Raw genomic sequence first — 25,051 nt, forward strand, 5'->3', positions numbered from 1 at the left:
CCGGCGCCTCAGGATGTGGTCGTGGGTCGGATCTCAGCGTCCCTCGACCGGCCCGTTCGAGACCGGCGCGTCGAACGGACCCGGCCGTGCATTCCGTCCCCGACCGGCGCGCAGCGCCGGGGCGGCAGCTGTTCTTGGTTCACCGAATACTTTCTTCTCGGCCATTGAACCGATCGTCTTATTGGACCAATGGCCAATAAGACTTTCCTGAGAACAGCGATAGCGTCGTTCTCCAAGGGGGCGCCCCGCGACTCGTGCGGATCGCGCCGAAACCCGAAAGCTCCGGCCGCAGGGACCGGAGACGATCACGGAGGAGACGTCATGAGAATGCGGACCCGGTTCCTCGCCGCGGTGGGCGTCGCCGCCCTCGTGGCGGGCGGTGCCCTGCCGGCCATGGCCCAGGGGGTGAGCGAGCAGGACATCATCAACGACGCCAAGACGCCCGGCGACGTCGTCACCTACGGCCTCGGGCCGCAGGCCCAGCGGTTCAGCCCGCTGAAGACCCTTAACCGCGACAACATCAAGAGCCTCGTGCCGGCGTGGTCGTTCTCGTTCGGCGGCGAGAAGCAGCGCGGCCAGGAGAGCCAGGCGCTGGTCAAGGACGGCATCATCTACGTCACGGGCTCGTATTCGCGCATGTACGCGATCGATTCCCGCACCGGCGAGAAGAAATGGGAATACGATGCCCGCCTGCCGGAGGGCATCCTGCCCTGCTGCGACGTGGTGAACCGCGGCGCCGCCCTCTACAAGGACAACGTCTATTTCGGCACGCTCGACGCCAAGCTCGTCGCCCTGAACACCAAGACCGGCAAGGTCGTCTGGCGCAAGGACATCGACGACTTCAAGGCCGGCTACAGCTACACGGCCGCCCCGATCATCGTGAAGGGCAAGATCATCACCGGCGTGTCGGGCGGCGAGTTCGGCGTGATCGGGCGGATCGAGGCCCGCGACGCCGAGACCGGCGAGGTGGTCTGGAAGCGCCCCGTGATCGAGGGCCACATGGGCGAGCTCAACGGCAAGCCCTCGACCATGACCGGCAAGGTCAACGAGAGCTGGCCGGGCGACATGTGGAAGTTCGGCGGCGGCGCCACGTGGCTCGGCGGCACCTACGACCCCGAGACCAACCTGATCTACTTCGGCACCGGCAACCCGGGCCCGTGGAACTCCTGGCTGCGGCCGGGCGACAACAAGTGGACCTCCTCGCGCCTCGCCCTCAACCCCGACAACGGCGAGATCGTCTGGGGCTTCCAGACCACCCCGCACGACGGCTGGGACTTCGACGGCGTCAACGAGTTCGTGCCGTTCGACCTGAACAAGGGCGGCAAGACCATCAAGGCCGGCGCCACCGCCGACCGCAACGGCTTCTTCTACGTCCTCGACCGCACCAACGGGAAGTTCATCTCGGCGACGCCGTTCGTCGAGAAGATCAACTGGGCCAAGGGCATCGATGAGAACGGCCGCCCGATCTACAACGAGGTGAACCGGCCCGGCGACCCGAGCAAGGCCCAGGGCGACGACAAGAAGGGCAAGTCGGTCTTCGCGGTGCCGAGCTTCCTCGGCGGCAAGAACTGGATGCCGATCGGCTACAGCCCCGACACCAAGCTGTTCTACGTGCCGTCCAACGAGTGGGGCATGGATATCTGGAACGAGCCGGTGAACTACAAGAAGGGCGCCGCCTATCTCGGTGCCGGCTTCACCATCAAGCCGGTCTTCGACGACCATATCGGCTCGCTCAAGGCGATCGACCCGGCCTCCGGCAAGGTCGTCTGGGAGTACAAGAACAAGGCCCCGCTCTGGGCCGGCGTGCTCACCACCGCGGGCAACCTCGTCTTCACCGGTACCCCGGAGGGCTTCCTGAAGGCCTTCGACGCCAAGACCGGCGAGGAGGTGTGGAAGTTCCAGGTCGGCACCGGCGTGGTCTCCTCGCCGATCACCTGGGAGCAGGACGGCGAGCAGTGGGTCGGCGTCGCGGCCGGCTGGGGCGGCGCGGTGCCGCTGTGGGGCGGCGAGGTCGCCAAGTCCACGGCCGGCATCAACCAGGGCGGCAGCTTCTGGGCGTTCAAGCTGCCGAAGACGGTGGCGGCGCGCTGACGGCGCGCAACCGAAAGCGTGTCGGCCTTCCCGGGCCGGCACGCCTGGGCCTCGGGGCGCGGCGTTCGTCTCAACACCCGCTTGCGCCCCGGGGCCGCATCGATCACCCTTCGGACCTCCCGCCCGCGGGTTCGGCGGATCCTGTGAGGATCTCGAGCGAAGGACCGAGGTCTGCGTGAATCTCCTCATCGTCGACGACCACCCGCTGTTCCGCGACGCCCTGGCGGCCACGATCCGCCTCGCGCATCCGGACGCGGTCCTTCACGAGGCGGACGGGATCGAGGCGGCCTGCGCGGTGCTCGCCGCGAATCGCAGCATCGACCTGACGCTCCTCGACCTCTCCATGCGGGGCGTGACCGGCTTCGACGGGTTGATCACCATCCGGGCGAGCTTTCCGCGGATCCCGATCCTGATCGTCTCCGGCCACGAGGATCCGCGCATCGTGCGCGAGGCGCTGCAGCACGGCGCGGCGGGCTTCGTCCCGAAGGCCATGGACAAGGCGACGCTCACCCGGGCGATCACCGAGGTGATGCGCGGGGCGCTGTTCCTGCCGCCGGGTCTCACCGAGGCCACGACGCCCGCACCACGGAGCAAGAAGGCGCCGCTCCCCGAGCGCCTCGCCCGGCTGACGCCGCAGCAATTGCGGGTGCTGATGATGATCCGGCAGGGCAAGCTCAACAAGCAGATCGCTCACGAACTGCAGGTCGGTGACTCGACCGTGAAGGCGCACGTCTCGGAAATCCTGCGCAAGCTCGAGGTCATCAGCCGGACGCAGATCGTGATCGATACGGCGTCGCTGGACTTCGACCAGATCCACAACACGCATCCGGCCTGACGGCGCGGCTGCGAGACCGCGACGCCCTTGATCGGCGCCCCCCGCTCCACCTCATCCTGAGGTGCCGGAGCGCAACGGAGGCCTCGAAGGCGGGCTCCAGCCAGCCGCGCGATCCCCAGAGCCCGCCTTCGAGCCCCGCTGACGCGGGCACCTCAGGGTGAAGGGGCGGGATGGACTGGCCCGCTCACCGTTCCGCACACGTGCGTGCCGGACCCTGAGCTGCATTCCGCTGACGCTGCACACCATCGGGACGAGGGACGTGCCCATTCGTTGCCCGCAACCCTGACCGACCACGATGTCACCCTGTCCAAATCGATATGATGCTATCTATCAGTATGTGAACTGATTGATCCGGCGTCTTCGCTGGGTCCTCGCGGCGGGGGATCAGACCGTGACCGACATCGACGATCCCAGGACGCGCGAGCGGCTGCAGCAGGCCACCACGCACGCGTTGCTGACGACGGGACGCCACTGGCGGCGCGCCGCCAACAATGTCGCGGAGGCGCATGGCCTGTCCGACGCCACCGCGCACCCGCTGATCATCATCGGTCGGATGGAAGAGGAACCGCGCCAGAACGTCCTGGCGGAGGCCGTCGGCATCGAAGGCCCCTCGCTGGTCCGCCTCCTCGACCAGCTCGCCGCCGCCGGGCTGGTGGTCCGCCGCGAGGATCCGTCCGACCGCCGCGCCAAGGTGCTGGGTCTGACCCCGCGCGGACGGCAGGTCTTCGAGGAGATCGAGACCGCGTTGTCGACCCTGCGCGCGCGGGTCTTCGCTGAGGTCGACGACGCCGATCTCGAAGCGAGCGTGCGGGTCTTCGCGGCGCTCCAGCGCTACGGGCGGGAGGCCGCCGCGGCCGCCCCCGAGCTGGAGCCGGCGTCGTGACCCTCCCCGGATGGCGCGACTGGGCCTTCGCGCTGAAGACCTACGCGGCGGCGATGCTCGCCCTGTTCGTCGCGCTCTGGATCGACCTGCCGCGGCCCTACTGGGCGGTGGGCACCGTCTACATCACCAGCCAGGTCCTCTCGGGCGCGACGCGCGCAAAGGCCGTCTACCGCGTCGGCGGCACGGTGCTCGGCGCGGCGGTGAGCGTCGTGCTGGTGCCGAACCTCGTCAACGAGCCGATCCTGCTGAGCCTCGCGGTGGCCCTCTGGGTCGCGCTCTGCCTCTACGTCTCGCTTCTCGACCGCACACCGGCGAGCTACCTGCCGATGCTCGCCGGCTACACGGCGGCGCTGATCGGCTTCCCCGCCGTCGAGGATCCCGGGGCGATCTTCGACACCGCGGTGGCGCGGGCCGAGGAGATCTCCCTGGGGATCCTCTGCGCCAGCCTCGCCGCCACGCTGATCCTGCCGCAATCGGCGGCCCCCCTGATCGTCGGGCGTCTGAATCTCTGGCTGGCGGAAGCCCGTGCGTGGATCCAGGGTGCCCTCGCGGCGGCCCGGGCGCCGGAGGCTTCCGGGACGAGCCAGGGCCGGCGCCTGCGCCTCGCCTCGGACGCCCTCGGCCTCGATGCCCTCGGCCTCGCCCTGCGCAACGAGGCGACGGGCGCGGAGCGCGCCGCGGAGGCCTTCGCGCCGGTCCGGCAGCACATGCTGATGGTCCTGCCGATCGTCGCCGCCGTGGCGGATCGCGTCGAGACCTTGGAGCGGGCGGGCGCGCTGCCGGCGCGGGTCCGGTCATTCCTGTCGGACCTCGCCGTCTGGCTCGCCGACGAGGCGGATGATCCGGAGCGCGCCGCGCATCTGCGCGGCCGGATCGACGGGTTCGAGCCGACCCTCGGCCGGAATCCGGACTGGACCACGCTGCTGCTCGCGAGCCTCGCGGCACGCCTGCGCGACGTCATCGACCTGCGCCAGGACCTGCGGGCACTCCGTGGCCACCTTGCCGCCGGGACGCCGCCGCGGGCGCCGCTCGCCTTCGCCTACACGGCCCGGGTCCGGTCCATCCGCCACCGCGACCATGGGCTGGCGGCGTTCTCGGCCTTCGGGGTGTTCGTGGGCCTGCTGGTCTGCTGTGCGATCTGGATCGCCACCGGCTGGCCCGACGGATCCGCGGCGCCGATGATGGGTGCGGTCGCCTGCTGCCTGTTCGCCGCGCAGGACGATCCCGCGCCGCAGATCCTGAGCTTCACCAACTCGGCGCTCGTCGGCGCCCTCGGCGCGGGCCTCTACCTGTTCGCCGTGCTGCCCCTCGCCACCTCCTTCGAGATGCTGGCCCTGGCGCTCGCGCCGGCCCTGATCCTGTGCGGCCTGATGATGACGCAGCCGCGCACCGCCCCGATGGGCATGGGCGCGGCGCTGAACGGCGCGACGCTTCTGGCGCTCCAGAACGGCTACAGCGGCGACTTCGCGCCCTTCGCCAACGGGGTGATCGCCTCGGTGGTGGGCATGTGGGTCGGGGCGGTGGTCACCCGGCTGATCCGCTCGGTGGGCGCCGGCTGGAGCGCCCGGCGGCTCGTGCGGATCAACCGGCAGAGCCTCGCAGCCGCCGCGGACGGGCGCGGCACCGGCCACGGCCTCGAACTCGCCGCCCTGATGCTCGACCGCATCGGGCTGATCGCCCCGCGGCTGGCGACGCTGCCGGCCGAGACGTCGGCTTCCGTGGGCGACCTGCTGGCCGATGTCCGGGTGGGCATCAACCTCGTGGAGGTCCGTCGGGTGCGCCGGCGGCTGACGGGTCCGCCCCGGACCGCCGTCGACCGGGCCCTCGCGCTGGCGGCGCGCCAGCTCCGCGACCGGACCGGCCGACCGGATTCGGCGCTTCTGGCGGCGCTGGACGACGGGCTTGACGCCGTCGCGGATGCGGCCCCCGGGCCGGAACGCCGGGCCGCCCTGATCGGACTCACCGGCCTGCGCCGCGGGCTCTTCCCCGACGCGCCGGCCTACCGGGCGGCGCCCCCCGCGCGGGACGACCGGGAGATGGCGGCATGATGGGCGAGATCGACCTCTACGGCGTGTTCGTGCCGGGCCTCGCGCTCTGGATGGCCATCGCCTTCGCGCTCAGCCTGCCGCTCCGCCGTCTCCTGTCGGCGACCGGCTTCTACCGCCTCGTCTGGCACCGGCCGCTCTTCGACCTCGCCCTCTACGTCGTCCTGCTCGGCGGCGTCGTGACCCTCGCCCACCGGACCCTGCAATGACCGCCCTGTTCTCCGTCCTCGGCCGCCTCCTGGTCACCCTCGGCATGGTCGCCGCGGCGCTGATCGTCGGCCTCGGCCTGTGGGATTACTACATGGATGCCCCCTGGACCCGGGACGGGCGCGTGCGCGCCGACGTCGTGGCGGTGGCCCCCGACGTGTCCGGCCTCGTCACCGAGGTGCTGGTGGAGGACAATCAGGTCGTGCGGAAGGGCGACGTCCTGTTCCGCATCGATCCGGACCGGTTCCGCATCGGGCTGCGGCAGGCGGAGGCGATGGTGGAGGGCCGCAAGGCCACCGCCGAGCAGACTGCCGCCGACTATGCCCGCTACAGCAAGCTCTCCGACGCGGCCGTCTCGCAGCAGAAGGTCGAGGCCACCAAGGCCGCCGACCTGTCCGCCCAGGCGGCCTACGAGCAGGCCCTGGCCGACCGCGACCTCGCCAAGCTCAACCTGGAACGCTCGGCGGTGCGGGCCTCGGTCAACGGCCGGATCACCAACATGGAGCTGCGTCCGGGCGCCTACGTCACCACGGGCCGCGGGGTCATGGCGCTGATCGACCGCGACACCGTCCGGATCGAGGGCTATTTCGAGGAGACCAAGCTGCCGCGCATCCGCGTCGGCGCGCCGGTCAACGTCCAGCTGATGGGCGAGGACGGCGTGCTCACGGGCCGCGTGGCGAGCATCGCGGGGGGCATCGGCGAGACCGGCCGCAGCGACGCCACCAACCTGCTGGCGAACGTCAACCCGACCTTCTCGTGGGTGCGGCTGGCCCAGCGCATCCCCGTGCGGATCACCCTCGACGGCGGCCCGGCGGACCCGCGGCTGGTCAGCGGCCGGACCGCGACGGTGTCGATCGCGCCGTCGGCGGGCGGGGAGGCCCTGCGCTGGCCCTGGACGGCGTGGCGGGAGGCGCTCGCCCGCTAAAGGCGACCGAACATTCCCGGCGCCGCCGGGTTGCCCTGACACGACCCACCATTGTCAGGAGTCCCCATGAAGACGATCCTCGCCCTCGCCACGTCCCTCGTGCTCGCCACGTCCGGCGCGGCGCTGGCTCAGGCCCCCCAGACCGGCGGCGCCAACCAGGGCAACGTCAACAAGTCCGGCGCGGTGGGCGGCACCGGGACGGGAGCCGGCTCCATGGAGAGTACCGGCTCCACCGGCGCCGGCATGGCGCCCGGCACCAGCGGCGGCCCGCGCGTCAGCACCCCGGGCGCGCCCGCCGGCAGCAGCTCGGGCAACGGCGCCACGGGCAGCGGCGCGGCGCCGAGCGGGAAGTAAGACGCACCGGTTCTCCCTCCTCCGCGGGGGAGGGAGAACCAATCAGGCCCCGATCCGGGTCGACGTGGGCCCGGCCCTACGCACCGAGGCCGCCCACGCAGAGGTACTTGGTGTTCAGGTAATCCTCGATACCCTGGTACGAGCCCTCGCGGCCGAGGCCGGATTCCTTCACGCCGCCGAAGGGCGCCACCTCGGTGGTGATGATCCCCTCGTTGATCCCGACCATGCCGTATTCCAGCGCCTCCGCGACCCGGAAGGTGCGGCCGAGGTCGCGGGTGTAGAAGTAGCAGGCGAGCCCGTACTCGGTGTCGTTGGCCATGCGGATCGCCTCGGCCTCGTCGCGGAACCGGAACAGCGGCGCCAGCGGCCCGAAGGTCTCCTCCCGGGCCACCGCCATGGCGGGCGTGGCGCCGGTGATCACGGTGGGCTCGAAGAACTGGCCGCCGAGCGCGTGCCGGTGGCCGCCCGCGATCACCCGGCCGCCCTTCTCGAGCGCGTCGCGGATATGCGCCTCGGTCTTCTCCACCGCGGCCATGTCGATCAGCGGCCCCTGGGCGACGCCGTCCTCGACGCCGTTGCCGACCTTCAGGCGGTTGGCCGCCTCGGCCATCTTCTCGGCGAAGGCGTCGTAGATCCCGTCCTGCACCAGGAAGCGGTTGGTGCAGATGCAGGTCTGGCCGGAATTGCGGTACTTGGCGAGCATCGCGCCGGCCACCGCCTTGTCGAGGTCGGCGTCGTCGAACACGATGAAGGGTGCGTTGCCGCCCAGCTCCATCGAGACCTTCTTCACCGTGTGGGCGGCCTGCTCCAGCAGCACCTTGCCGACCTCGGTGGAGCCCGTGAACGTGATCTTCTTGACGAGCGGGTTGCCGGTCATCTCGGCGCCGATGGCGCGGGCCGAGCCGGTGAGGATCGAGACCGTGCCGGCCGGGAAGCCGGCGCGCTCGCACAGGACGCCCCAGGCGAGGCCCGAGAGCGGGGTCTGCGAGGCGGGCTTGATCACGATCGGGCAGCCGGCCGCCAGCGCCGGGGCGATCTTGCGGGCGATCATGGAGGACGGGAAGTTCCACGGCGTGATCGCCGCCACCACGCCCACCGGCTCCTTGGTGACGAGGATCTTGCGGTCGCCCCAGGGGGAGGGGACCACGTCGCCGTAGACGCGGCGCGCTTCTTCCGCGAACCACAGCACGTAGGCCGCCGACATGGCGACCTCGCCGCGGGACTCGGTCAGCGACTTGCCCTGCTCGGCGGTGAGGATCTGGGCGAGGTCCTCCTGATGCTCGGTGACGAGCGCCGCGAGCTTGCGCAGCAGCACGGCGCGCTCGTTGGCGGTCTTGGCGCGCCAGGCCGGGTAGGCCGCGTGGGCGGCCTTGATCGCCTGGGCCGTCTCAGCGGCGCCGGCATTCGGCACCCGGGCGATCAAGGCGCCGGTCGCCGGGTTGGTGACGTCGATGCTGCCGGAGCCGGCCTTCGACCATGTGCCGCCGATCAGGCAGGCATCGACCAGCAAGGCGCGGTCCGTCAGGGCGGGGGTCTCGAACTCAGGCATCCAACGGTTCCTTCGGCGGCTGCGATCTGTCGGGCTGGGACAGGCCGGGGCGCGGCTTGAGGGGCACGCTCTGGGCGGTGTTCCGCGCCTGCGCCTCGGCTTTGGTCTCGAAGACATGGGGAGCCAGATCGCGGCTCGCCAACGAGGCGCCGAGTTTCAATCGCAGGAACGCGCTCGTGGTGTACCGCGACGCGGTCTCGTAATAGCGGTTCTCGAGATAGGCGATCGCCGAGAAATAGGCGTCGCTCACCGTCGGGTCGATCTCGAACCCGTCGTAATTGGCGATCAGGTGGACCTTGCGGCCGATCTCCTGGCAGGCGCGCTCGTATTCCCGGCGCACCAGCTCGACGTCGTCGATGGTCCGCACCTGGAAACCCTCCAGGTTCGAGAACAGGATGTTGCGCTCCGGGTCGTAGCTGATCCGCTCCGACAGCGAGAGGCCCAGCAGCCAGGGCTCCAGGGCCATCACGGCCTCGCGGAACAGGCGCGGATCCATCGGTTTCGGGTCCTGCACGATGGGCGCGAAACCCATCTGGCCCAGGATGTCCCGCGCGACGTCGATGCCCGGCGCGACCTCCACGAGCTCCATGCCGGCCCGCGTCCGCCGGAAGACGCAGCGCTCGGTCACGTAGAGCACCGGCTGGCCGCGCTCGGCCGCGTAGGCCCCCGAGAAGGTCACCTGCTCCACCGCGGCGATGAACTTCCGGGAGCGGCCCTCGGTGAGGATCCGGATGCCGCCATCCTCCACCGCGACCTTGAGCCCGTCGGCCGTGAAGGTGCCGGCGAAGACGAGGCTCTTGGCGTTCTGCGAGATGTTGATGAAGCCGCCCGCGCCCGCGAGCCGCTTGCCGAAGCGGCTGACGTTGACGTTGCCCTCCGCGTCGCACTGGGCGAGGCCCAGGCAGGCGAGGTCGAGGCCGCCGCCGTCGTAGAAATCGAACTGCTGGTTCTGGTGCAGCACCGCGGCCGGATTCAGGGCGGCGCCGAAATCGAGCCCGCCCTGCGGCAGGCCGCCGATCACGCCGGGCTCGGCGGTGAGCGTCAGGTATTTCAGCACCCGCTCCTCGGCGGCGACCGCCGCGACGCCCTCCGGCATGCCGATGCCGAGATTGACCACGCCGCCCGGCGGCAACTCGAAGGCGCAGCGCCGGGCGATGACCTTGCGGGCATCGAGCGCCATGGGGGCGATCCGGTCGAGGGGCACCCGCTGGCGGCCCGTGAAGGCGTGGTTGTAGGGCGTGCCGTAGGTCTGGCGGTGGTTCTCGGGCTGACTGAGCACCACGCAATCGACCAGCACGCCGGGCACCTGCACCTCGCGCGGGTTGAGCGAGCCGGCCTCGGCCAGCCGCTCCACCTGCGCGATGACGAAGCCGCCCGAGTTCTTCGCCGCCATGGCGGCGGCGAGGTTGTCGAGGGTGAGCGCCTCGCGCTCCATGGTGATGTTGCCGGCGGGATCGGCCGTGGTGCCGCGGATCAGCGCGACGTTGATGGGAAACGCCTTGTAGTGGAGCCAGGATTCGCCGCCGAGCTCGACCACGCTGACGAGGTCCTCGTGCGTCACGGCGTTGAGCTTGCCGCCCTCCAGCCGCGGGTCCACGAAGGTGCGCAGGCCGACCTTGGTGATGTGGCCCGGCGTGTGGGCCGCGATCTCCCGGTAGAGGTGCGAGACCACGCCGAGCGGCAGGTTGTAGGCCTCGATCAGGCCCTCGACCGCCATGGCGCCGAGCTTCGGCACCAGGGCCCAGTGGCCGCCGACGACGCGGCGGACGAGGCCCGGGAGCGCCAGCCGGTTGAGGCCGCGCTCCTTGCCGTCGCCGGGGGCGGCGGCGAACATCAGACCGAGCCCGTGCGGGCCGGCGCCGGATTCGAAGCGGCGGGCGAGCGCCAGGATCAGCTCGTCGGGCGTGCCGATGCCGACGAAGCCCGACACCGCCACCATGTCACCGTCCTGCAGGATGGCGACTGCCTCGTCGGCGCTGACGATCTTGTTCTTCAGGCTGCCCATCGGGTGATCCTCGGCGCCCGGGATGCGGCCGGAGCGGCTGCGCTCGCCCTTCTCCGGGAAGCGACGATGTCCATCGGCCCGGATTGAACGCTGGCCTCCGCGGCAGATCGCGAGGCGCCCCCTCTCCCGTGCGGGAGAGGGTCGGGGTCAGGGACGGGCCGCGTCAGGATGGAGCACGCCCTCGAAGCGCCGTCAGGTCGCGCCTTTATCGGACGGACCTGATCCCTCACCCTGTCCCTCTCCCGCACGGGAGAGGGGACCCGCGCTTGATCCCGCCGCCGCGGCGCAGCGCACGATGGGTGTGTCCAGTCGCCGTCCCCACAGCGGGGGGAGGGGAGGGGCATCGTGCTCATCGAGAATCGTCGGGCCGACATCCTACCCCCGCTGGCCGAGCCAGTCGGCGATGCCCGACCCAAGCAGCTTCTGGGCCTTGCCGCCGACGAACACGCCGACATGGCCGCCGGGCAGACCCATCTCGGTGTAATCCGCGGTGCCGATCTTGTCCTTCAGCGCCTGCGAGGTGGCGGGCGGGATGATGTGGTCGTCCTGGGCGAAGACGTTCAGCACCGGGCAGGTGATGGCCTTCAGATCCACCGTCCGGCCGCCGAGCTCGAAGGCACTCTGGACCAGCTTGTTGTCCTGGTAGAGATCCTTGAGCCACTGCTTCGCCGCCTCGCCGGGATGGTCCGGACGGTCGGCGATCCACTTCTCCATGCGCAGGAAGTTCAAAAACTTCTTCTTGTCGTCGAGGGCGTCGAGCAGGTCGAGGTTGTACTTCGTCAGGGTGCGCATCGGCGTCATCATGGAGAACACCGAGCCCATGAAAGCGCCGGGCAGGGAGCCCTGCGCGTCGATCAGCCGGTCCACGTCCTCGGGCGTCAGCGAGCGCGTCCAGACATTGATGAAGCCGTGGCTGGCGCGGGCATCCCGGGCATCGGCATGGAAGTCGATCGGCGTGATGGTCAGCACCATCGCGTTGACGGTCTCGGGGTAGAGCGCCGCGTAGCAGGTGGTGAAGACCCCGCCCTCGCAGATCCCGAGCAGGCTGATCCTGTCGCGCTTCGCCGCCTCCTGGATGACGGCGACGCACTCGGCGAGGTAGCCGTCCACGTAATCGTCGATGGTGACGTAGCGGTCGGCCCGGCCGGGATTGCCCCAATCGACCACGTAGAGGTCGAGGCCGAGGTTCAGCAGGTTGCGGACCAGCGAGCGGTCCTCCTGCAGGTCGGCCATCGTGTAGCGGCCGATCAGGCCGTAGACGATCAGGACCGGCGGCAGGCCCTTGCTCTCGGCGAGGGGCCGGTAGCGGTAGAGCCGGACCTTGTCCTGGCTCCAGACCAGATCCTTCGGCGTGGTAGCGATCGCGACGTCGGCGTCGCTGACATCGGCGAACAGCTTGGCCCCCTCGCTGATCCGGCGGCCGAGGGTGCCGACTTCGGCCAGCAACGCGGCGGGTGTGAGATTCAGCGGAGCGGCCGGCCCCTTCGGGCTTTCCTGGTCAGCCATGGGCTTCCTTCCCGACCTCTGAACCACCCGCCTGCGCGACCTTGCCGGCCTGCCGGCGCTCGCGGCGGAGCGCCCGCACCTCGCGGCGCAGCTCGGTGAGGCTCTTGTGGACGTCGTCGAGCTCGGCCCGGGTCGGCTGGCCGTAGAGCTCGGACAGGAAGGCCGCGACGTCCTGCTGGGCGAGCCGCAGATCGGTGGAGGCCCGCAGCACCGCCCGCTGCGAGGCCAGGAACTTGTCCGAGCGCTGGACCTCCAGCAGGACCGCGTTGGCGGTCTCGATCCAGCGCGTCATCATCTCCCGGGCGGAGGCGAAGCTCTCGCCGCGCTCGGCGCGGGCATTGGCCTCCTGGGCGAAGGTGCCGGCGGCGCGGGTCCAGGCGTCGAGCATCACGGCCTGATGCTCGCTCTGCGCTCGCCGCAGCGTCGCCCAGGCGGTGAACAGGGCCGCGTAGCGTCGCTCGGTCTGCCACAGGTCGGCGAGCTGCGGGCCCTCGGCCATGCGGGTCAGCGCGGCGTCGAACTCGCCCGAGCCGCCGAGCCAGGCCTGGGGATCGAAGATCCGGGCGAGCACCGCCCCGGCGGTCGGGTCCGGCGCCCCGGGGCCGCCCTGGAGCGATGTCGCGAGTGTCTGCGAGAGGGTGTTGGCGGCGGTCCAGGCCTCGGTGAGCTTGGACTGGGCGGCGGCCATGCCGGCGAGATCGGGTGCCGGAAAGGTCGGCCAGCCGAAGCCGGGCGCGGATGGCCCCAGACCCTGCGTGAAGAAGCCCGTGCCCGCCCGGGTCCAGAACTCGCCCATCGCCCGGAACGCGTCGAACTGGTCCATGCTGGCGTTTCTCCTCACAGCCCTAGGGCTGAAACGTCGCCTCCGTCCTTGCGAGCGGAGCGAAGCAATCCAGCAGCGTCTCGCTCGGCGAGGTCGCGCTGCCCTGGGTCGCTTCGCTGCGCTCGCGATGACGGCGTGGCCGGGACTGGCCGAGCGGCAGTCCAGCGCCGCTTCCGCCCTCACGCCGCCGGGCGTGCCTCGCCCAGCGCCTCGGCGTAGATCGCGAACGCGTCGTCGTAGGTGACCTCGCGCGGGTTGTTCACGAGGAGCCGCGTCTGCTTCATCGCGTCGGAGGCCATGCGCTCCAGGTCCTGCCGGGCGACGCCGACCTCGGCGAGGGACGCCGGAACCTTGCAGTCGCGGCAGATCGCGTCGAGGCTCTCCACGAAGCGCTTGGCGGCCTCGGACGGCGGCAGATCCGCGGCGGCGGGATCGAGGATCGGCGCCAGCTCGGCGTAGAGCGCCTCCGCGTGCGAGAGGTTGAAGCGCATCACCCCCATCAGCACGAGCGCGTTCGAGAGCCCGTGCGGCACGTGGAAGATCGCCCCGACCGGGTAGGCCAGGGCGTGGACCGCCGCCACCGGCGCGTTGGCGAAGGCCATGCCGGCGAGCATCGAGCCGAGCAGCATGCCGGAGCGCGCCTCGAGATTCGCCCCGTCCGTGCAGGCGGTGCGGATGTTGGCCGAGAGCAGCGCCAGCGCCTGCTTGGCGAGCTGGTCGGAGATCGGGTTCTTCTTGTTCTTGCTGGTGAAGGCTTCGATGGCGTGGACCATGGCGTCGATGCCGGTGGCGGCCGTGACGTGGGACGGCAGGCCCAGCGTCAGCTCCGGGTCGAGCACCGCCCAGTCGGGCAGCAATTTCGGGGCGACGACGCCCTTCTTCTCGGTGGTCGGCGTCGTGACGATCGAGATCGGCGTCACCTCCGAGCCGGTGCCGGCGGTGGTGGGAACGAGGATCAGCGGAAGCCGGTCGCCCGTGGCGAGGCCGACGCCGTAGATCGCGTCGAGCAACTCGTCGGACTTGGCGAGGTAGGCGACCAGCTTGGCGGTATCGAGCGCCGAGCCGCCGCCGATCGACAGGACGAGGTCGGTCCCGAGCTCCCGGGCGCGCTTGGCCGCCGCCTCGATCACCGTGGAGGGCGGATCGGCCACCACGTCCTCGTAGACGTCGAGGCTGACGCCGGCCGCCGCCAAAGCCGCCTCGGCGGCCTGGGTCAGCCCGGCGCCGCGCACGCCCTTGTCGGTGACCAGCAGGACGCGCTTCGCCCCGAAGCGGCCGACGATCTCGGGCAGCTTCCTGGAGGCGCCGGCCTCGAACAGCACGTTCGGCGTGGTCTGGAAGGTGAACGGGTTCATCGCGCTGCCCTGTCTTGGTCCCGACCCAACTGCGACACCAGCCTCACTCGGCCGGCTCGAAACCCTTCACCTTGGCGCGCAGCTCGTCGACCAGCACGCGGGTGTTCTCGGAATAGTCGATCGGCACCGCCACGAGGTGGACGCCGCCCGCCGCGAAGGCCCGATCGAGGGTCGGCACGAGGTCGTTGACCGACTCGACCCGGTGGCCGGTGGCCCCGTACGACTTGGCGTAGAGCACGAAATCCGGGTTGCTGAAGGTCATCCCGTAATCGGCGAACTTGTCGACCGCCTGCTTCCAGCGGATCATCCCGTAGGCCGAGTCGTCCAGCACCAGCACCACGAGGTTGAGCTTGAGGCGGACCGCGGTCTCCATCTCCTGGCTGTTCATCATGAACCCGCCGTCGCCGCACACCGCCATGACGCGCCGGTTCGGGTAGAGCATCGCCGCCATCATGGCCGAGGGCAGGCCCGCGCCCATCGTGGCCAGCGCGTTGTCGAGGAGCAGCGTGTTGGCGACGTAGGTCCGGTAGTTCCGGGCGAACCAGATCTTGTACATCCCGTTGTCGAGGCAGACGATGCCGTCCTCGGGGATCACCCGGCGCACGTCGCGCACGAGCCGCTGCGGTGTCACCGGGAACCGGTCCTCGCCGGCCCGGTCGGCGATGTGGTTGAGGATGTGCTCGCGCAGGTGGAGCAGGGCGCCGGCGTTGGGGAGCTTGCCGTCGAGTTGGTCGGCGAGCAGCTTCAGGGTGGGGCCGAGGTCGCCCACCACCTCGGCGTCGGGATAGTAGACCTGCTCGACATTGGCCGGCATGTAGCTGATGTGCAGGACCTTCTGGTCGTGCTGGCCCATGAAGAAGGGCGGCTTCTCGATCGTGTCGTGGCCGATGGCGATGATCAGGTCGGCCCGGTCGATCGCCTCGTGGACGTAGTCGCGCTCGGAGAGCGCCGCCGTGCCCATGTAGAGGTTCGTGCCGCTCGCCACCGTGCCCTTGCCCATCTGGGTGGTGAAGAACGGGATCTGGGTCCGCTGCACGAAGCCGCCGAGTTCGCCGGTGGCCCGGGGGCGGCTCGCGGCGGCGCCCAGCATGATCAGCGGGCGCTCGGCCTTCAGGATCATGGCGGCGGCGCGCGCGATGGCGGTGGGATGGGCCACCGGGATGTCGATCGGGTGCGAGGGCACGAGGTGGGCCTCGGCCTCCTCGGCCGCGATGTCCTCGGGCAGCTCCAGCAGCACCGGGCCCGGCCGCTCCTCGGTGGCGACCCGGAAGGCGTCGCGCACGATGGTGGGGATCGAGGAGGCCGAGACGATCTGCCGGGCCATCTTGGTGATCGGCTTCATGGAGCTGATCACGTCGACGATCTGGAACTTGGCCTGCCGCGACGACAGGATGCCCTTCTGGCCGGTGATGATGATCATCGGCATCGCGCCGAGATGGGCGTAGGCGGCGCCGGTGGAGAAGTTCAGGGCGCCGGGACCCAGGGTCGAGAGGCAGACGCCGGGGCGGCCGGTGAGGCGGCCATGGGTGGCGGCCATGAAGCTCGCCGCCTGCTCGTGGCGGGTCAGGATCAGCTCGATCTTGGAGTTGCGCAGGGATTCGACGACGTCGAGATTCTCCTCGCCGGGAATCCCGAAGATTCGGTCGACCCCCTCGTTCTCGAGGGCGGCGACGAGGAGATCTGAACCCTTGGGCATGCGAAGTCTCGCTGATGCAACGGCGTTCCCGGAACGCCCCGTCCACTTCCGGAACTCTGATCGCGACGCTGTGAACGGCCCGGCACCCGGAAACGCCCCGCGAATACTCGGTTCGTTAGAGGGCTCGCCTATAGAGTGGTCAAGGGCCGTTCGGGCCCGGGACGTCACAGAGCGGGGCCGATGCTACCGTATGGAAATCGCTCCCGGCTCGGGGGGGAGACCCGTACGGCCGCGGCCGCCCTGCATGCCGCGATGGGACATCGATGGATCGCATCGAGAGCGACAGGACTGCCCCGGAAACCGGCGTTTCCGACGCCCCGGGTATGGACTCGGTGCTCGCGCCGGTCGCGGAGTTTCCGCGGATCGACCTCCGCGTGGGCGTCGAGGCCTGGGACAAGCGCCGCAAGGCCGGCAAGCGGCTGCGCGCCGAGGTGCCCCATGCGAGCCAGGCCACGCTGGATCCCGGTCCGGACCGGCCCGACCCGATCGCCCTGATCGAGGCCGCGCATAAGGGCCGTCAGCCGCATCTGATCCCCTTGCGGGTCGCCCGGATGGCGTCCTCGCCCTTCGCGTTCCTGCGCGGGGCCGCCCATGTCATGGCCTGGGACCTGTCGCGCGGGCCGCGCAGCGGCATCGACGTGGTGATGAACGGCGACGCGCACACGGACAATTTCGGCCTGTTCGGTACGCCGCAGCGCGACGTCGTCCTCGACCTCAACGATTTCGACGAGGTCACGATCGGCCCGTGGGAATGGGATCTCAAGCGCCTCGCGGCCGGCCTCGCGGTCGCCATCGCGGATGCGGGCGCGCCGGCGGCCGAGCGGCGCGCTTCCGTCATGGAGGCGGTCTCCGGCTACCAGCACACGATGCGGCGCCTGGCGCCGCAGGGCTCCCTCGACGTCTGGTACCAGACCACGCGTGCCGACGCGCCGCACATCGCCGGATTGCAGATGGATGCCGAGGCCCGGGCCGTGGTGCGGCGGGCCGTCGACAAGGCGCGGCGGCGGAACAACCGCAGCCTCCTCGCCCAGGTCGCCGAGCGGCGCACCGACGGCAGCTGGCGCCTGCAAACCGATCCGCCGATCCTGACGCCCGTGGACGAGGCGACCCGCGAGGGCGTCGTCACCGGTCTGGAGCGCTACGCCGAGACCCTGCCGCGGGAGCGGCGCTTCATGCTCGACCGTTACCACGTGGTCGATGTCGCCCATCGGGTCGTCGGCGTGGGCAGCGTCGGGACCCGCGCCTACCTGGCGCTGCTGTTCGGCAATTCCGACGCGGACGCACTCTTCCTCCAGGTCAAGGAGGCGGTCCGTCCGGCGCACGCGCCGTACCTGCCGCGGGTGCCGGCGCCCTTTTCCGGGCACGAGGGCGAGCGCGTGATCTACGGCCAGCGCCTGCTCCAGGCGGTGGGCGATCCGCTGCTCGGCTGGACCAGCATCGCGGGCCGCCCGTTCTACGTCCGGCAGATGAAGAATCTGAAGGGCGCGATCCCGCTGGCGCGGATGTCCGGCGCGCCGCTCCTGACCTTCTCGTACGCCTACGGCACGCTCCTCGCCCGCGCCCATGCGCGGACCGGCGATGCGGCTGCGATCGCCGGCTATTGCGGCAGCGGCAAGCACGACGACCTCTGCGCGGCGATCGCCGACTGGGCCGCGGCCTATGCGGAGCGCAATGCGGCCGATTTCGCGCTGTTCCGCGCGGCGATCGCGAGCGGCCGCCTGGAGACCGCGGACGATCCCTGCCTGTGAGCGCCAAGCTGTGAGCGCCGAGCTCAGATGATGCCGGGGGCGGGCGGTTCGTGGGCCAGCCGGACCAGCAGATCCCGGAGCCAGCGATGGGCCGGGTCGTGGTCGTACGAGGCGTGCCACAGCATCGACACGGCCACGTCGTCGAGGGGCACCGGCACGGGGCTGACGCTGAGCGCGAGAGCGTTGGCGAAGGAGGTGGCGAGCCGGGCGTGCATCGTGGCGATCACCGGCGCCGCCCGGACCATGAACGGGACGACGAGGAAGCGCGGGGTCGTCACCGCCAGGGTGCGCGAGCGGCCGATCAACGCGAGGGCGTCGTCGACCACCCCGTGGGCGGTTTCGCGCAGGGACGTCAGCACGTGGGGGAAGCGCAGGTAGTCGTCCAGCCCGATCGGCGGCTCCAGGCCGATCAGCGCGGCGTTGAACAGCACCACGTAGCTGTCGCGGTAGAGGAGGCGCTGCTTGTGGTGGAGCTGCCCCTCGGAGAACAGGCCGATGGCGAGATCGACCTGGTCGGCGTCGAGTTCGTCGAGGATCCGGGTCCGGTCGACCGAGCGCAGCAGGAGCCGGATGCCGGGCGCGTCCCGGCGGAGCTGCGCGATCAGCCGCGGCCCGAGCAGCGCTTCGACGCTGTCCGGCAGGCTCACCGTGAAGCTGCGCTCGACGGTGGCCGGGTCGAACCGCTCCTCCCGATGCACCAGCGCCTGCACCTGCCGGAGGGTGGCCCGCAGCGGCTCGGCGATCTTGAGGGCGCGCGGTGTCGGCCGCATCCCGTCCGGCGCCCGGGTCAGGAGTTCGTCGTCGAACAGGCGGCGCAGGCGGGCGAGGCTCGAACTCATCGCCGACTGACCGATCCCCACCCGTGCGGCCGCCCGCGTGACGCTGCGCTCGTCGAGCAGCGCATCCAGGGCCACCAGCAGGTTCAGGTCGATCCGGCTGAGATCGATATGGTCAATGGCCACGGGCGGCGCGATCGATGAGGATTCGGACCGCCGACATAGCAGACGCGGCCGCTTCCCCGTCATCCCGGTGCTGCTGCGCGGAGCCCGGGATCCGGACGCGCCGACCGCGACACCGGATTTCCGGCGCGCCCGCGGCGCCCCGGAATGACGGCTCGGGCACAGGCCCTGTCCCGCGCGCCACGCCGCCCGCACCTTGACAATGTTCCTATTTTGTGCTTCCTGACCGCACCTGTCCGCGGCGGCCCGGGAGCGATCCCGGGGCGTCCTTCGGGGGCCCGCCCGGTGGCTGACCGGGCGGGTCCGGGGGCGGGGCGGCGCCCGCGTCGGTGGCTTTCAGCCGCCATCGCCCCGGGCGGCGGACCGGTGCGGGGCGTGTCTCGGAAGCGGGCGTGAGACCGGGCGGCAGTTTGCCCGGCGGGTCGAGGAAATGCCCCCGCGCCGACCCGCCTCTGGGCCGACCCTGAGCGACCTGCGGACCCGCCCACTACGAGGCGGGGGGCGGCTGGAAGGCCACGGCGCTGATGCGGGTTCCGGAGGTGCGGGCACGGCGTGCCTGGGCCTCGCCCGAGACCGCTAACAGGGAGTCGCAGGACCGGGGCGCTGGAGACGCCGCGACGAGAAAGACGGCACCGGCCGGGGCAGGCGCCCGGTCGATGCCGCGAGGCGCCGCGGGGATCGGATCCGCGCGACTTTGGCCGACACCTGGGTTCCCGCGGCGTCCCGCGTCCCTCGTGTTCGCTCCCGGGCCATGCCCCCGGCGCCACCGGCGCGCGGGGACGATGACGCACATCCGAAGCCGGCCCCGCATCCCGAGGTGCCGGAGCGCGGCGACCTCGGGAGAGCCCTCCACAGGTCGCGCGCGTCCTGGAAGCCGCCTTCGAGGCCCGCCGGCGCGGGTACTTCAGGATGCGGCGCCGGGCGGGAGCGGTGTTCCGCGCCCCGCCGATCCTCAGGCGGGCAGCGGCTCCCGCGGCTCGGTGTGGTCGAAAAGCCGGGGCGGCGCGATCGCGTCCCGGGCCCCCATCCGGGCGACGAGATGATCGGCGACCCGCAGGGCGTTGGCGATGATGGTCAGCGTGGGGTTCACGGCGCCGATCGACGGGAAGAAGCTGGCATCGGTCACGTAGAGGTTGTCCAACTCGTGCGCCTTGCAGTTCGGATCGAGCACCGACGTCTTCGGATCCTCGCCGAACCGCAGGGTCCCCGCCTGGTGGGCCGTCCCGCCGATCGGGACGTTCTTGCCGAGATAGAGCGAGCGGTCGAACAGGTGCGGGTGGATGTCGGTGAAGCTGCAGATCTCGCGCAGCTTCTGCCGGAGCCGCTTGTGCGCCTCGACGTTCGTCTCGGTGAGGTCGAGATGGACCTTGCCGTCCTTGTAGAAGATCCGGTTCTGCGGGAGCGGCACGTCCTCCGAGGTCAGCCAGAAATCGACGGAGTGCTTGGCGATCCAGTCGAAGGGCTTGTCGGGGAACCATTGCAGGAAGCCCGGCAGGCCCTCGCCGTGGATCTGGGCCCCGTCCGATTTGCCGACCATCTGGATGTGGCCGAGGGGGAACTCCCAGCCGTCCTTCGGGTCCGGATCGCCGAAGTAGAAGTCGTTGAGGCCGAGCGTCTTCTGGAACCGGGTCGGGTTCGGGATCTTCGAAATCGCCAGCACCGTCGAGTTGTTGTGGCGCATGTAGTTGCGCCCGACCTGGTCCGACCCGTTGGCGAGGCCGTTCGGGTGTCGGTCGCTGGCCGAGCGCAGCAGCAGCAGCGCCGAGGAGAGGGCGCCGCAGGCCACCACGACGAGGTCGGCCGAGGCCTCGAAGGGCGCGCCGTCGCGCGCGCCGACGATGCCCGTGACGGTGCGGCCGGAGGTGTCGGTGACGAGGCGCTCGACATAGGTGCGGGTGAGCAGCGTCAGGTTCGGGCAGTCCCGCAGGGCCGGGTCCACCACCATGGTCTGGGCATCGGACTTGCCGTTGGTGGGGCAGGGGAATCCGTCGAAGGATTCGCACTTGATGCAGGGCGAGGTCGGCACCGCGCGGCCGTCCTTCTCCACCAGCCGCACGCCCACCGGCAGGTGGAACGGGTGGTGGCCGGCCCGCTTCAGGTTGTCGAACAGCTCTTGGATCCGCGGCTCGTGCGCCACCGGCGGATGGGCGTAGGGCTTCGTCGACCAGGGCTCGGTCGGGTCCTCGCCGCGCAGCCCGTGAACGTGGAACAGCTCCTCGGCCGCCTGATAGTACGGCTCGAAGACGTCGTAGCCGACGGGCCAGGCCGGCGCGACGCCGTCCTGGTGGCGGATCTCGGAGAAGTCCTTCTCGCGGAGGCGGAAGAGGATCGATCCGTAGAACTTCGAGTTCCCGCCGACATAGTAGTGAAGGCCAGGGTGGAAGCTCTTGCCGTCGGAGGAGTACCACGTCTCCTTGGCCTGGTAGTAGCCGTCGACGATCACCGCCTGACTGTCCCAGTTCCGCGGCTCCCGCAGCAGGTAGTCGCCGCGCTCGACCAGCAGGATCCGCTTGCCCGTCTGGGCGAGGCGCCACGCCATCGTGCCGCCGCCGGGACCGGACCCGACAATGATGACGTCGTAGTGCTCACCGGGCATGTCGCGTCTCCGTCCGGACCTGCGTCCTGGCAGGCAACTCGCGAGCCGCTTTTCGGATCACCTCACGGTTCCGTTAAGCGCGCGCGGCGTCCCGGGCTCCGCGAAGTCTGCAACCGGCGGTTAAGCGCCTTTCCCAACGCGGCCTTCAGCTTCGGCTGCGATCCTGCGGCGGACCGGCCTGAAGCCGGGGAGGCCGGAATGATCGACATGATGGCGCCTGTCCTGGCGCTCCTGACAGCGGCCGCGCTGGGCCTCGGCCTCTGGCGTGTGCGCGGAACGCGGCGCGCCGAGCGCGAGACCGAGCGGCTGCAGGACCGCATCTGGCGGATCAGCGAGAGCGAGGACCGCTATCGCGCCCTGGTGGCCGCCACCACCGAGATCATCGTCCAGCGCGATGCCCGCGGGCGCATCACCTACGCCAACGAGGATTTCGCCCGCCTGCTCGGCCGCGAGCCGATCGCGCTGATCGGCTCTCAGGACGATCTCGAGATCCTCGACCGCAACGCCGTGGAGATCGGGCCGGACGGGGTCCGCCGCCTGGAGGCGCAGGTCCGGGCGGCGGACGGGCGGGCGCGCTGGTTCGCCTTCGTGGAGATGCCGGTGGCGCACGGCGACGCGACGCACTGGCTGCGCGCGGGCCGGGACGTCACCGCCCGGGTCGAGGCGATCCGCAGCCGCGACGCGGCCCTGGAGCGCGCCGAGGCGGCCAGCGTCGCGAAATCCCGCTTCCTGGCGACGGTGAGCCACGAGATGCGGACGCCGCTCAACGGCATCCTGGGCATGGCCGACCTCGTGCTCGGAACCGAGCTGAACCCCGAGCAGCGCACCTACGTGGAGGCGGTGCGCACCAGCGGCCAAGCGCTGCTCGGCCTGATCGACGGGGTCCTCGACTTCTCGCGGATCGAAGCCGGGCGCCTCGACCTCGCGGCCGAGCCCTTCGACCTGCCGGCCCTCTCCGAGGGCGTCGTCGAGCTGCTCGCGCCCCGCGCGCAGGACAAGGGGATCGAGATCGCCCTCGACGTGACCGAGGACTTTCCGGCCGCCGTTCTGGGCGACGCCGACCGGGTGCGGCAGATCCTGATCAATCTCGCGGGCAATGCCATCAAGTTCACCGAGCGGGGCGGCGTCGGCGTCAGCCTGAGCTTCGTGCGGACCGCAGCCGGCGGCGAGGTCGTGCTCGCCGTGGCCGATACCGGCCCAGGCATCCCGGAAGAGAGGCTGCCGATCCTGTTCGAGGAATTCGAGCAGGGCGACGGCAGCGCGAGCCGCAGCCATGAAGGCACCGGTCTGGGTCTCGCCATCACGCGGCGTCTGGTGACCCGCATGGGCGGCCGGATCGAGGCGGAGTCGCGCCTCGGGCGGGGTTCGACCTTCCGGATCCTGTTGCCGCTGGCCGAGGTGGCCGGCATCGGTGACGGCGGACGGGTCCCATTGCCGCCGCTCTCCGCGCGACGCTGTCTGATCGTCGCCGACTCGCCGTTCCAGGCGCCGTACCTCGCCCGCAGCCTGTCCCGGGCCGGAGCCGCCACCGTGATCGTCGACAGCCTCGAGTCGGGCCTCGACGCCCTGTCGGGCGCCGCCTTCGACGTGGTGCTGGCCGACCGGGCGCTGGGCGACGGTGCCGTGCGGCAGATCGCCGATGCGGCGCGGGCCTGCGGGGTTCGCACGAGCCTCGTGCTCCTCTCGCCGTTCGACCGGCGCGGCTTCGGGGCGCCCGGTGCGGCGGGCTTCGACGGCTACCTGATCAAACCGGTCCGCCCGCGCTCCCTGTTCGAGCGCCTGCTCGCATCGACGGGCCCGGTCGAGGCCGCAGCCGCCCCGCCCGAGGCCCCCTCGCATACCGGCAGCCACCTTCGGGTCCTGCTGGCCGAGGACAACCCGATCAACGCGCTGCTGGCGACCCGGGCGCTGGAACGGCTCGGCGCCACGGTGGTCCATGCGGCCGACGGCGTCGAGGCCCTCGAGCGGTTTGAGTCGGACGGCCCCTTCGACCTGGCGCTGATCGACGTGCGGATGCCGCGCCTCGACGGGCACGAGACCGCCCGGCGGATCCGCGCGGCCGAATCGGGCTGCGCGCACCGGCTCCATCTCGTCGCACTGACCGCCAATGCGGGCCGCGAGGACGAGATCGCCGCCCGGGCGGCCGGCTTCGACGGGTTCCTGGCCAAGCCGCTCAATCTGAAGCTGCTCCCCCCGCTGCTGGAGCGCCAATCCGCGCGTGCGGCCTGAGGGCGCGCGTTGACAGGCGGGCGAGTCCCGCGCCAACAGGACGCCCATGTCGACAACCAGCCCTCTGCCGCCCGCACCGCGCTCGTCGAGCGGCGCGCTTGCCGCCTGGGGCATCGCGGTCCTCGTGATCGCCACCGTGCTCATCGGCGCCCTGGCGCCCGCCCGTCACCCAGCACCGCTGCGCTCGGCGGCCGAGGATCCGGCCTGCCTCGAATGGAGCGACGGCTGCAAGGTTTGTCAGCGGCTCGCAGACGGCCCGGCCTGCTCGCTCCCCGGCTTCGCCTGCCAGCCCGGCGCGCTGCAATGCCTCCGCCGCCGCGAGGGCTGACGCCGCACCCGCGCAGACCGGCCGATCCGGGCGCCTCGGCGGAGCGGCTCAGAAGTGCGGGAGGGCCGGTCCTGCGTTTCGCGCCGAGCCCGAATGGACGCCTGCACCTCGGCCACGCCTACTCGGCGCTTCTCAACGCGCAGTTCGCCATCCGGCTGGGCGGCCTCTGCCGCCTGCGGATCGAGGACATCGATCCCGCGCGCTCGAAGCCGGACTTCATCGACGGGATCGTCTCGGACCTCGCCTGGCTCGGGCTGAGCTATCCCGAGCCGGTGCGGCGTCAGTCCCGGTATATGGATGCCTACCGGACGGCCCTCGACGGGCTCGTCGGCCGCGGGCTCGCCTATCCCTGCTTCTGCTCGCGCGGGCAGATCCGGGCGCGGATCGCGTCTGCGGGCGAGTTCCCCTGCGATCCGGATGGCGTGCCGCTCTATCCCGGCACCTGCCGGCACGAGTCCCCCGTGTCCGTGGCGGACCGTCTCGCCAGGGGCGATCCGCATACCTGGCGTCTCGACATGGCGGCCGCCCTGCGCGGCGCCGGCTCGACGCTCGGCTACGTCGCCTTCGACGAGGCGGGAGAGCGCTGGATCGCGGCCGATCCGGGGCGCTGGGGCGATACGGTGATTGCGCGCCGCGACGTGCCGACAAGCTACCATCTCGCGGTGGTTCACGACGATGCCGCGGAGGGGATCACCCATGTGGTTCGCGGCCGCGATCTGGAGGCCGCCACCGACCTGCACGTGCTCCTGCAAGCGCTGCTCGGCCTGCCGACGCCGCGCTACCACCACCACCCGCTGCTGCACGACGCTGAGGGCGAGAAGCTGTCCAAGTCGCGCGGCTCGCAATCCCTCGCCGACCTTCGGCAAGCCGGCCAGACCCCCGGGGACATCCGCGCCCGGCTCGGCTTCGCCTGAGCG

The 25,051-nt window shown here is 71.1% G+C and carries 19 protein-coding genes; 11 read left to right on the top strand and 8 right to left on the bottom strand.

The window, feature by feature from the left end:
* The first annotated feature begins 321 nt into the window (after positions 1-321).
* From A3862_RS19055 to A3862_RS19090, 7 genes are all read left to right on the top strand, one after another.
* Positions 322-2,091, top strand: a complete 1,770-nt coding sequence (locus tag A3862_RS19055) for a PQQ-dependent methanol/ethanol family dehydrogenase (RefSeq protein ID WP_043757674.1) — start codon at positions 322-324, stop codon at positions 2,089-2,091.
* A gap of 175 nt (positions 2,092-2,266) precedes the next feature.
* On the top strand, positions 2,267-2,926 hold the full coding sequence (locus A3862_RS19060) for a response regulator (protein ID WP_043757671.1): 660 nt from the start codon (positions 2,267-2,269) through the stop codon (positions 2,924-2,926).
* A 391-nt stretch (positions 2,927-3,317) separates the two neighbouring features.
* Positions 3,318-3,809, top strand: coding sequence for a MarR family winged helix-turn-helix transcriptional regulator (locus tag A3862_RS19070; protein ID WP_052083846.1), 492 nt, complete (start codon positions 3,318-3,320; stop codon positions 3,807-3,809).
* The gene (locus A3862_RS19075) at positions 3,806-5,857 is read left to right on the top strand and encodes an FUSC family protein (RefSeq protein WP_043757668.1); all 2,052 of its coding nucleotides are present in this window, start codon (positions 3,806-3,808) and stop codon (positions 5,855-5,857) included. The genes A3862_RS19070 and A3862_RS19075 overlap by 4 nt, the downstream gene beginning before the upstream one ends.
* Positions 5,854-6,063 carry a DUF1656 domain-containing protein gene (locus A3862_RS19080; protein ID WP_043355775.1) on the top strand — a complete coding sequence of 70 codons (210 nt, stop codon included), beginning with the start codon at positions 5,854-5,856 and terminating at the stop codon, positions 6,061-6,063. Before A3862_RS19075 ends, A3862_RS19080 begins: the two co-directional genes overlap by 4 nt.
* On the top strand, positions 6,060-6,986 hold the full coding sequence (locus A3862_RS19085) for an efflux RND transporter periplasmic adaptor subunit (RefSeq protein WP_043387973.1): 927 nt from the start codon (positions 6,060-6,062) through the stop codon (positions 6,984-6,986). Before A3862_RS19080 ends, A3862_RS19085 begins: the two co-directional genes overlap by 4 nt.
* Before the next feature lie 66 nt (positions 6,987-7,052).
* Positions 7,053-7,340 (top strand): hypothetical protein, encoded by a 288-nt coding sequence (locus A3862_RS19090; protein WP_043757663.1) that lies wholly within the window; start codon positions 7,053-7,055, stop codon positions 7,338-7,340.
* A 76-nt stretch (positions 7,341-7,416) separates the two neighbouring features.
* Here the strand turns inward: A3862_RS19090 and A3862_RS19095 are convergent, their stop codons facing one another.
* From A3862_RS19095 to A3862_RS19120, 6 genes are all read right to left on the bottom strand, one after another.
* Entirely contained in the window at positions 7,417-8,889 is a 1,473-nt protein-coding gene (locus A3862_RS19095; RefSeq protein ID WP_052083619.1) for an NAD-dependent succinate-semialdehyde dehydrogenase, read from the bottom strand.
* A complete protein-coding gene (locus A3862_RS19100) occupies positions 8,882-10,894 on the bottom strand; it encodes an acyl CoA:acetate/3-ketoacid CoA transferase (RefSeq protein WP_043387975.1) in 2,013 nt (670 codons plus the stop codon). The genes A3862_RS19095 and A3862_RS19100 overlap by 8 nt, the downstream gene beginning before the upstream one ends.
* A 375-nt stretch (positions 10,895-11,269) precedes the next feature.
* Entirely contained in the window at positions 11,270-12,400 is a 1,131-nt protein-coding gene (phaC, locus tag A3862_RS19105; RefSeq protein ID WP_111473896.1) for a class III poly(R)-hydroxyalkanoic acid synthase subunit PhaC, read from the bottom strand.
* Positions 12,393-13,223 carry a poly(R)-hydroxyalkanoic acid synthase subunit PhaE gene (locus tag A3862_RS19110; RefSeq protein ID WP_043757659.1) on the bottom strand — a complete coding sequence of 277 codons (831 nt, stop codon included), beginning with the start codon at positions 13,221-13,223 and terminating at the stop codon, positions 12,393-12,395. The genes phaC and A3862_RS19110 overlap by 8 nt, the downstream gene beginning before the upstream one ends.
* A 179-nt stretch (positions 13,224-13,402) precedes the next feature.
* Positions 13,403-14,578 (bottom strand): iron-containing alcohol dehydrogenase, encoded by a 1,176-nt coding sequence (locus A3862_RS19115; protein WP_043757655.1) that lies wholly within the window; start codon positions 14,576-14,578, stop codon positions 13,403-13,405.
* Positions 14,579-14,621: 43 nt separating this feature from the next.
* Positions 14,622-16,274 carry an acetolactate synthase large subunit gene (locus A3862_RS19120; protein WP_043757652.1) on the bottom strand — a complete coding sequence of 551 codons (1,653 nt, stop codon included), beginning with the start codon at positions 16,272-16,274 and terminating at the stop codon, positions 14,622-14,624.
* Between the two features lie 263 nt (positions 16,275-16,537).
* Here A3862_RS19120 and A3862_RS19125 point away from each other — a divergent pair, with 263 nt between their 5' ends.
* Positions 16,538-18,022 (top strand): DUF2252 domain-containing protein, encoded by a 1,485-nt coding sequence (locus tag A3862_RS19125; protein WP_081948867.1) that lies wholly within the window; start codon positions 16,538-16,540, stop codon positions 18,020-18,022.
* Positions 18,023-18,045: 23 nt separating this feature from the next.
* Here A3862_RS19125 and A3862_RS19130 read toward each other — a convergent pair whose 3' ends face one another.
* Both A3862_RS19130 and A3862_RS19140 read right to left on the bottom strand, forming a co-directional pair.
* Complete coding sequence (locus tag A3862_RS19130) at positions 18,046-18,984, bottom strand: LysR family transcriptional regulator (RefSeq protein WP_043357345.1); 939 nt, start codon at positions 18,982-18,984, stop codon at positions 18,046-18,048.
* Positions 18,985-19,933: 949 nt separating this feature from the next.
* Positions 19,934-21,577, bottom strand: a complete 1,644-nt coding sequence (locus A3862_RS19140; protein ID WP_043388234.1) for a GMC oxidoreductase — start codon at positions 21,575-21,577, stop codon at positions 19,934-19,936.
* A gap of 198 nt (positions 21,578-21,775) precedes the next feature.
* Here A3862_RS19140 and A3862_RS19145 point away from each other — a divergent pair, with 198 nt between their 5' ends.
* The 3 genes from A3862_RS19145 to gluQRS are packed head-to-tail and all read left to right on the top strand — an operon-like array spanning position 21,776 to position 25,048.
* On the top strand, positions 21,776-23,806 hold the full coding sequence (locus A3862_RS19145; RefSeq protein ID WP_043757648.1) for an ATP-binding protein: 2,031 nt from the start codon (positions 21,776-21,778) through the stop codon (positions 23,804-23,806).
* Between the two features lie 46 nt (positions 23,807-23,852).
* Positions 23,853-24,134 (top strand): hypothetical protein, encoded by a 282-nt coding sequence (locus A3862_RS19150; RefSeq protein WP_043388232.1) that lies wholly within the window; start codon positions 23,853-23,855, stop codon positions 24,132-24,134.
* Entirely contained in the window at positions 24,110-25,048 is a 939-nt protein-coding gene (gene gluQRS / locus A3862_RS19155) for a tRNA glutamyl-Q(34) synthetase GluQRS (protein WP_100793959.1), read from the top strand. Before A3862_RS19150 ends, gluQRS begins: the two co-directional genes overlap by 25 nt.
* The last annotated feature ends 3 nt before the right edge of the window (positions 25,049-25,051 follow it).

It is taken from the genome of Methylobacterium sp. XJLW (genome assembly GCF_003254375.1).
GTDB lineage: Bacteria > Pseudomonadota > Alphaproteobacteria > Rhizobiales > Beijerinckiaceae > Methylobacterium > Methylobacterium fujisawaense.

Excerpts from the sequence above, each read along its gene's own strand:
- A3862_RS19055 (WP_043757674.1), top strand. The coding sequence starts at position 322 with ATGAGAATGCGGACCCGGTTCCTCGCCGCGGTGGGCGTCGCCGCCCTC.
- A3862_RS19080 (WP_043355775.1), top strand. The coding sequence starts at position 5,854 with ATGATGGGCGAGATCGACCTCTACGGCGTGTTCGTGCCGGGCCTCGCG.
- A3862_RS19085 (WP_043387973.1), top strand. The coding sequence starts at position 6,060 with ATGACCGCCCTGTTCTCCGTCCTCGGCCGCCTCCTGGTCACCCTCGGC.
- A3862_RS19090 (WP_043757663.1), top strand. The coding sequence starts at position 7,053 with ATGAAGACGATCCTCGCCCTCGCCACGTCCCTCGTGCTCGCCACGTCC.
- A3862_RS19095 (WP_052083619.1), bottom strand. The coding sequence starts at position 8,889 with ATGCCTGAGTTCGAGACCCCCGCCCTGACGGACCGCGCCTTGCTGGTC.
- A3862_RS19100 (WP_043387975.1), bottom strand. The coding sequence starts at position 10,894 with ATGGGCAGCCTGAAGAACAAGATCGTCAGCGCCGACGAGGCAGTCGCC.
- phaC (WP_111473896.1), bottom strand. The coding sequence starts at position 12,400 with ATGGCTGACCAGGAAAGCCCGAAGGGGCCGGCCGCTCCGCTGAATCTC.
- A3862_RS19110 (WP_043757659.1), bottom strand. The coding sequence starts at position 13,223 with ATGGACCAGTTCGACGCGTTCCGGGCGATGGGCGAGTTCTGGACCCGG.
- A3862_RS19115 (WP_043757655.1), bottom strand. The coding sequence starts at position 14,578 with ATGAACCCGTTCACCTTCCAGACCACGCCGAACGTGCTGTTCGAGGCC.
- A3862_RS19120 (WP_043757652.1), bottom strand. The coding sequence starts at position 16,274 with ATGCCCAAGGGTTCAGATCTCCTCGTCGCCGCCCTCGAGAACGAGGGG.
- A3862_RS19125 (WP_081948867.1), top strand. The coding sequence starts at position 16,538 with ATGGATCGCATCGAGAGCGACAGGACTGCCCCGGAAACCGGCGTTTCC.
- A3862_RS19140 (WP_043388234.1), bottom strand. The coding sequence starts at position 21,577 with ATGCCCGGTGAGCACTACGACGTCATCATTGTCGGGTCCGGTCCCGGC.
- A3862_RS19145 (WP_043757648.1), top strand. The coding sequence starts at position 21,776 with ATGATCGACATGATGGCGCCTGTCCTGGCGCTCCTGACAGCGGCCGCG.
- A3862_RS19150 (WP_043388232.1), top strand. The coding sequence starts at position 23,853 with ATGTCGACAACCAGCCCTCTGCCGCCCGCACCGCGCTCGTCGAGCGGC.
- gluQRS (WP_100793959.1), top strand. The coding sequence starts at position 24,110 with ATGCCTCCGCCGCCGCGAGGGCTGACGCCGCACCCGCGCAGACCGGCC.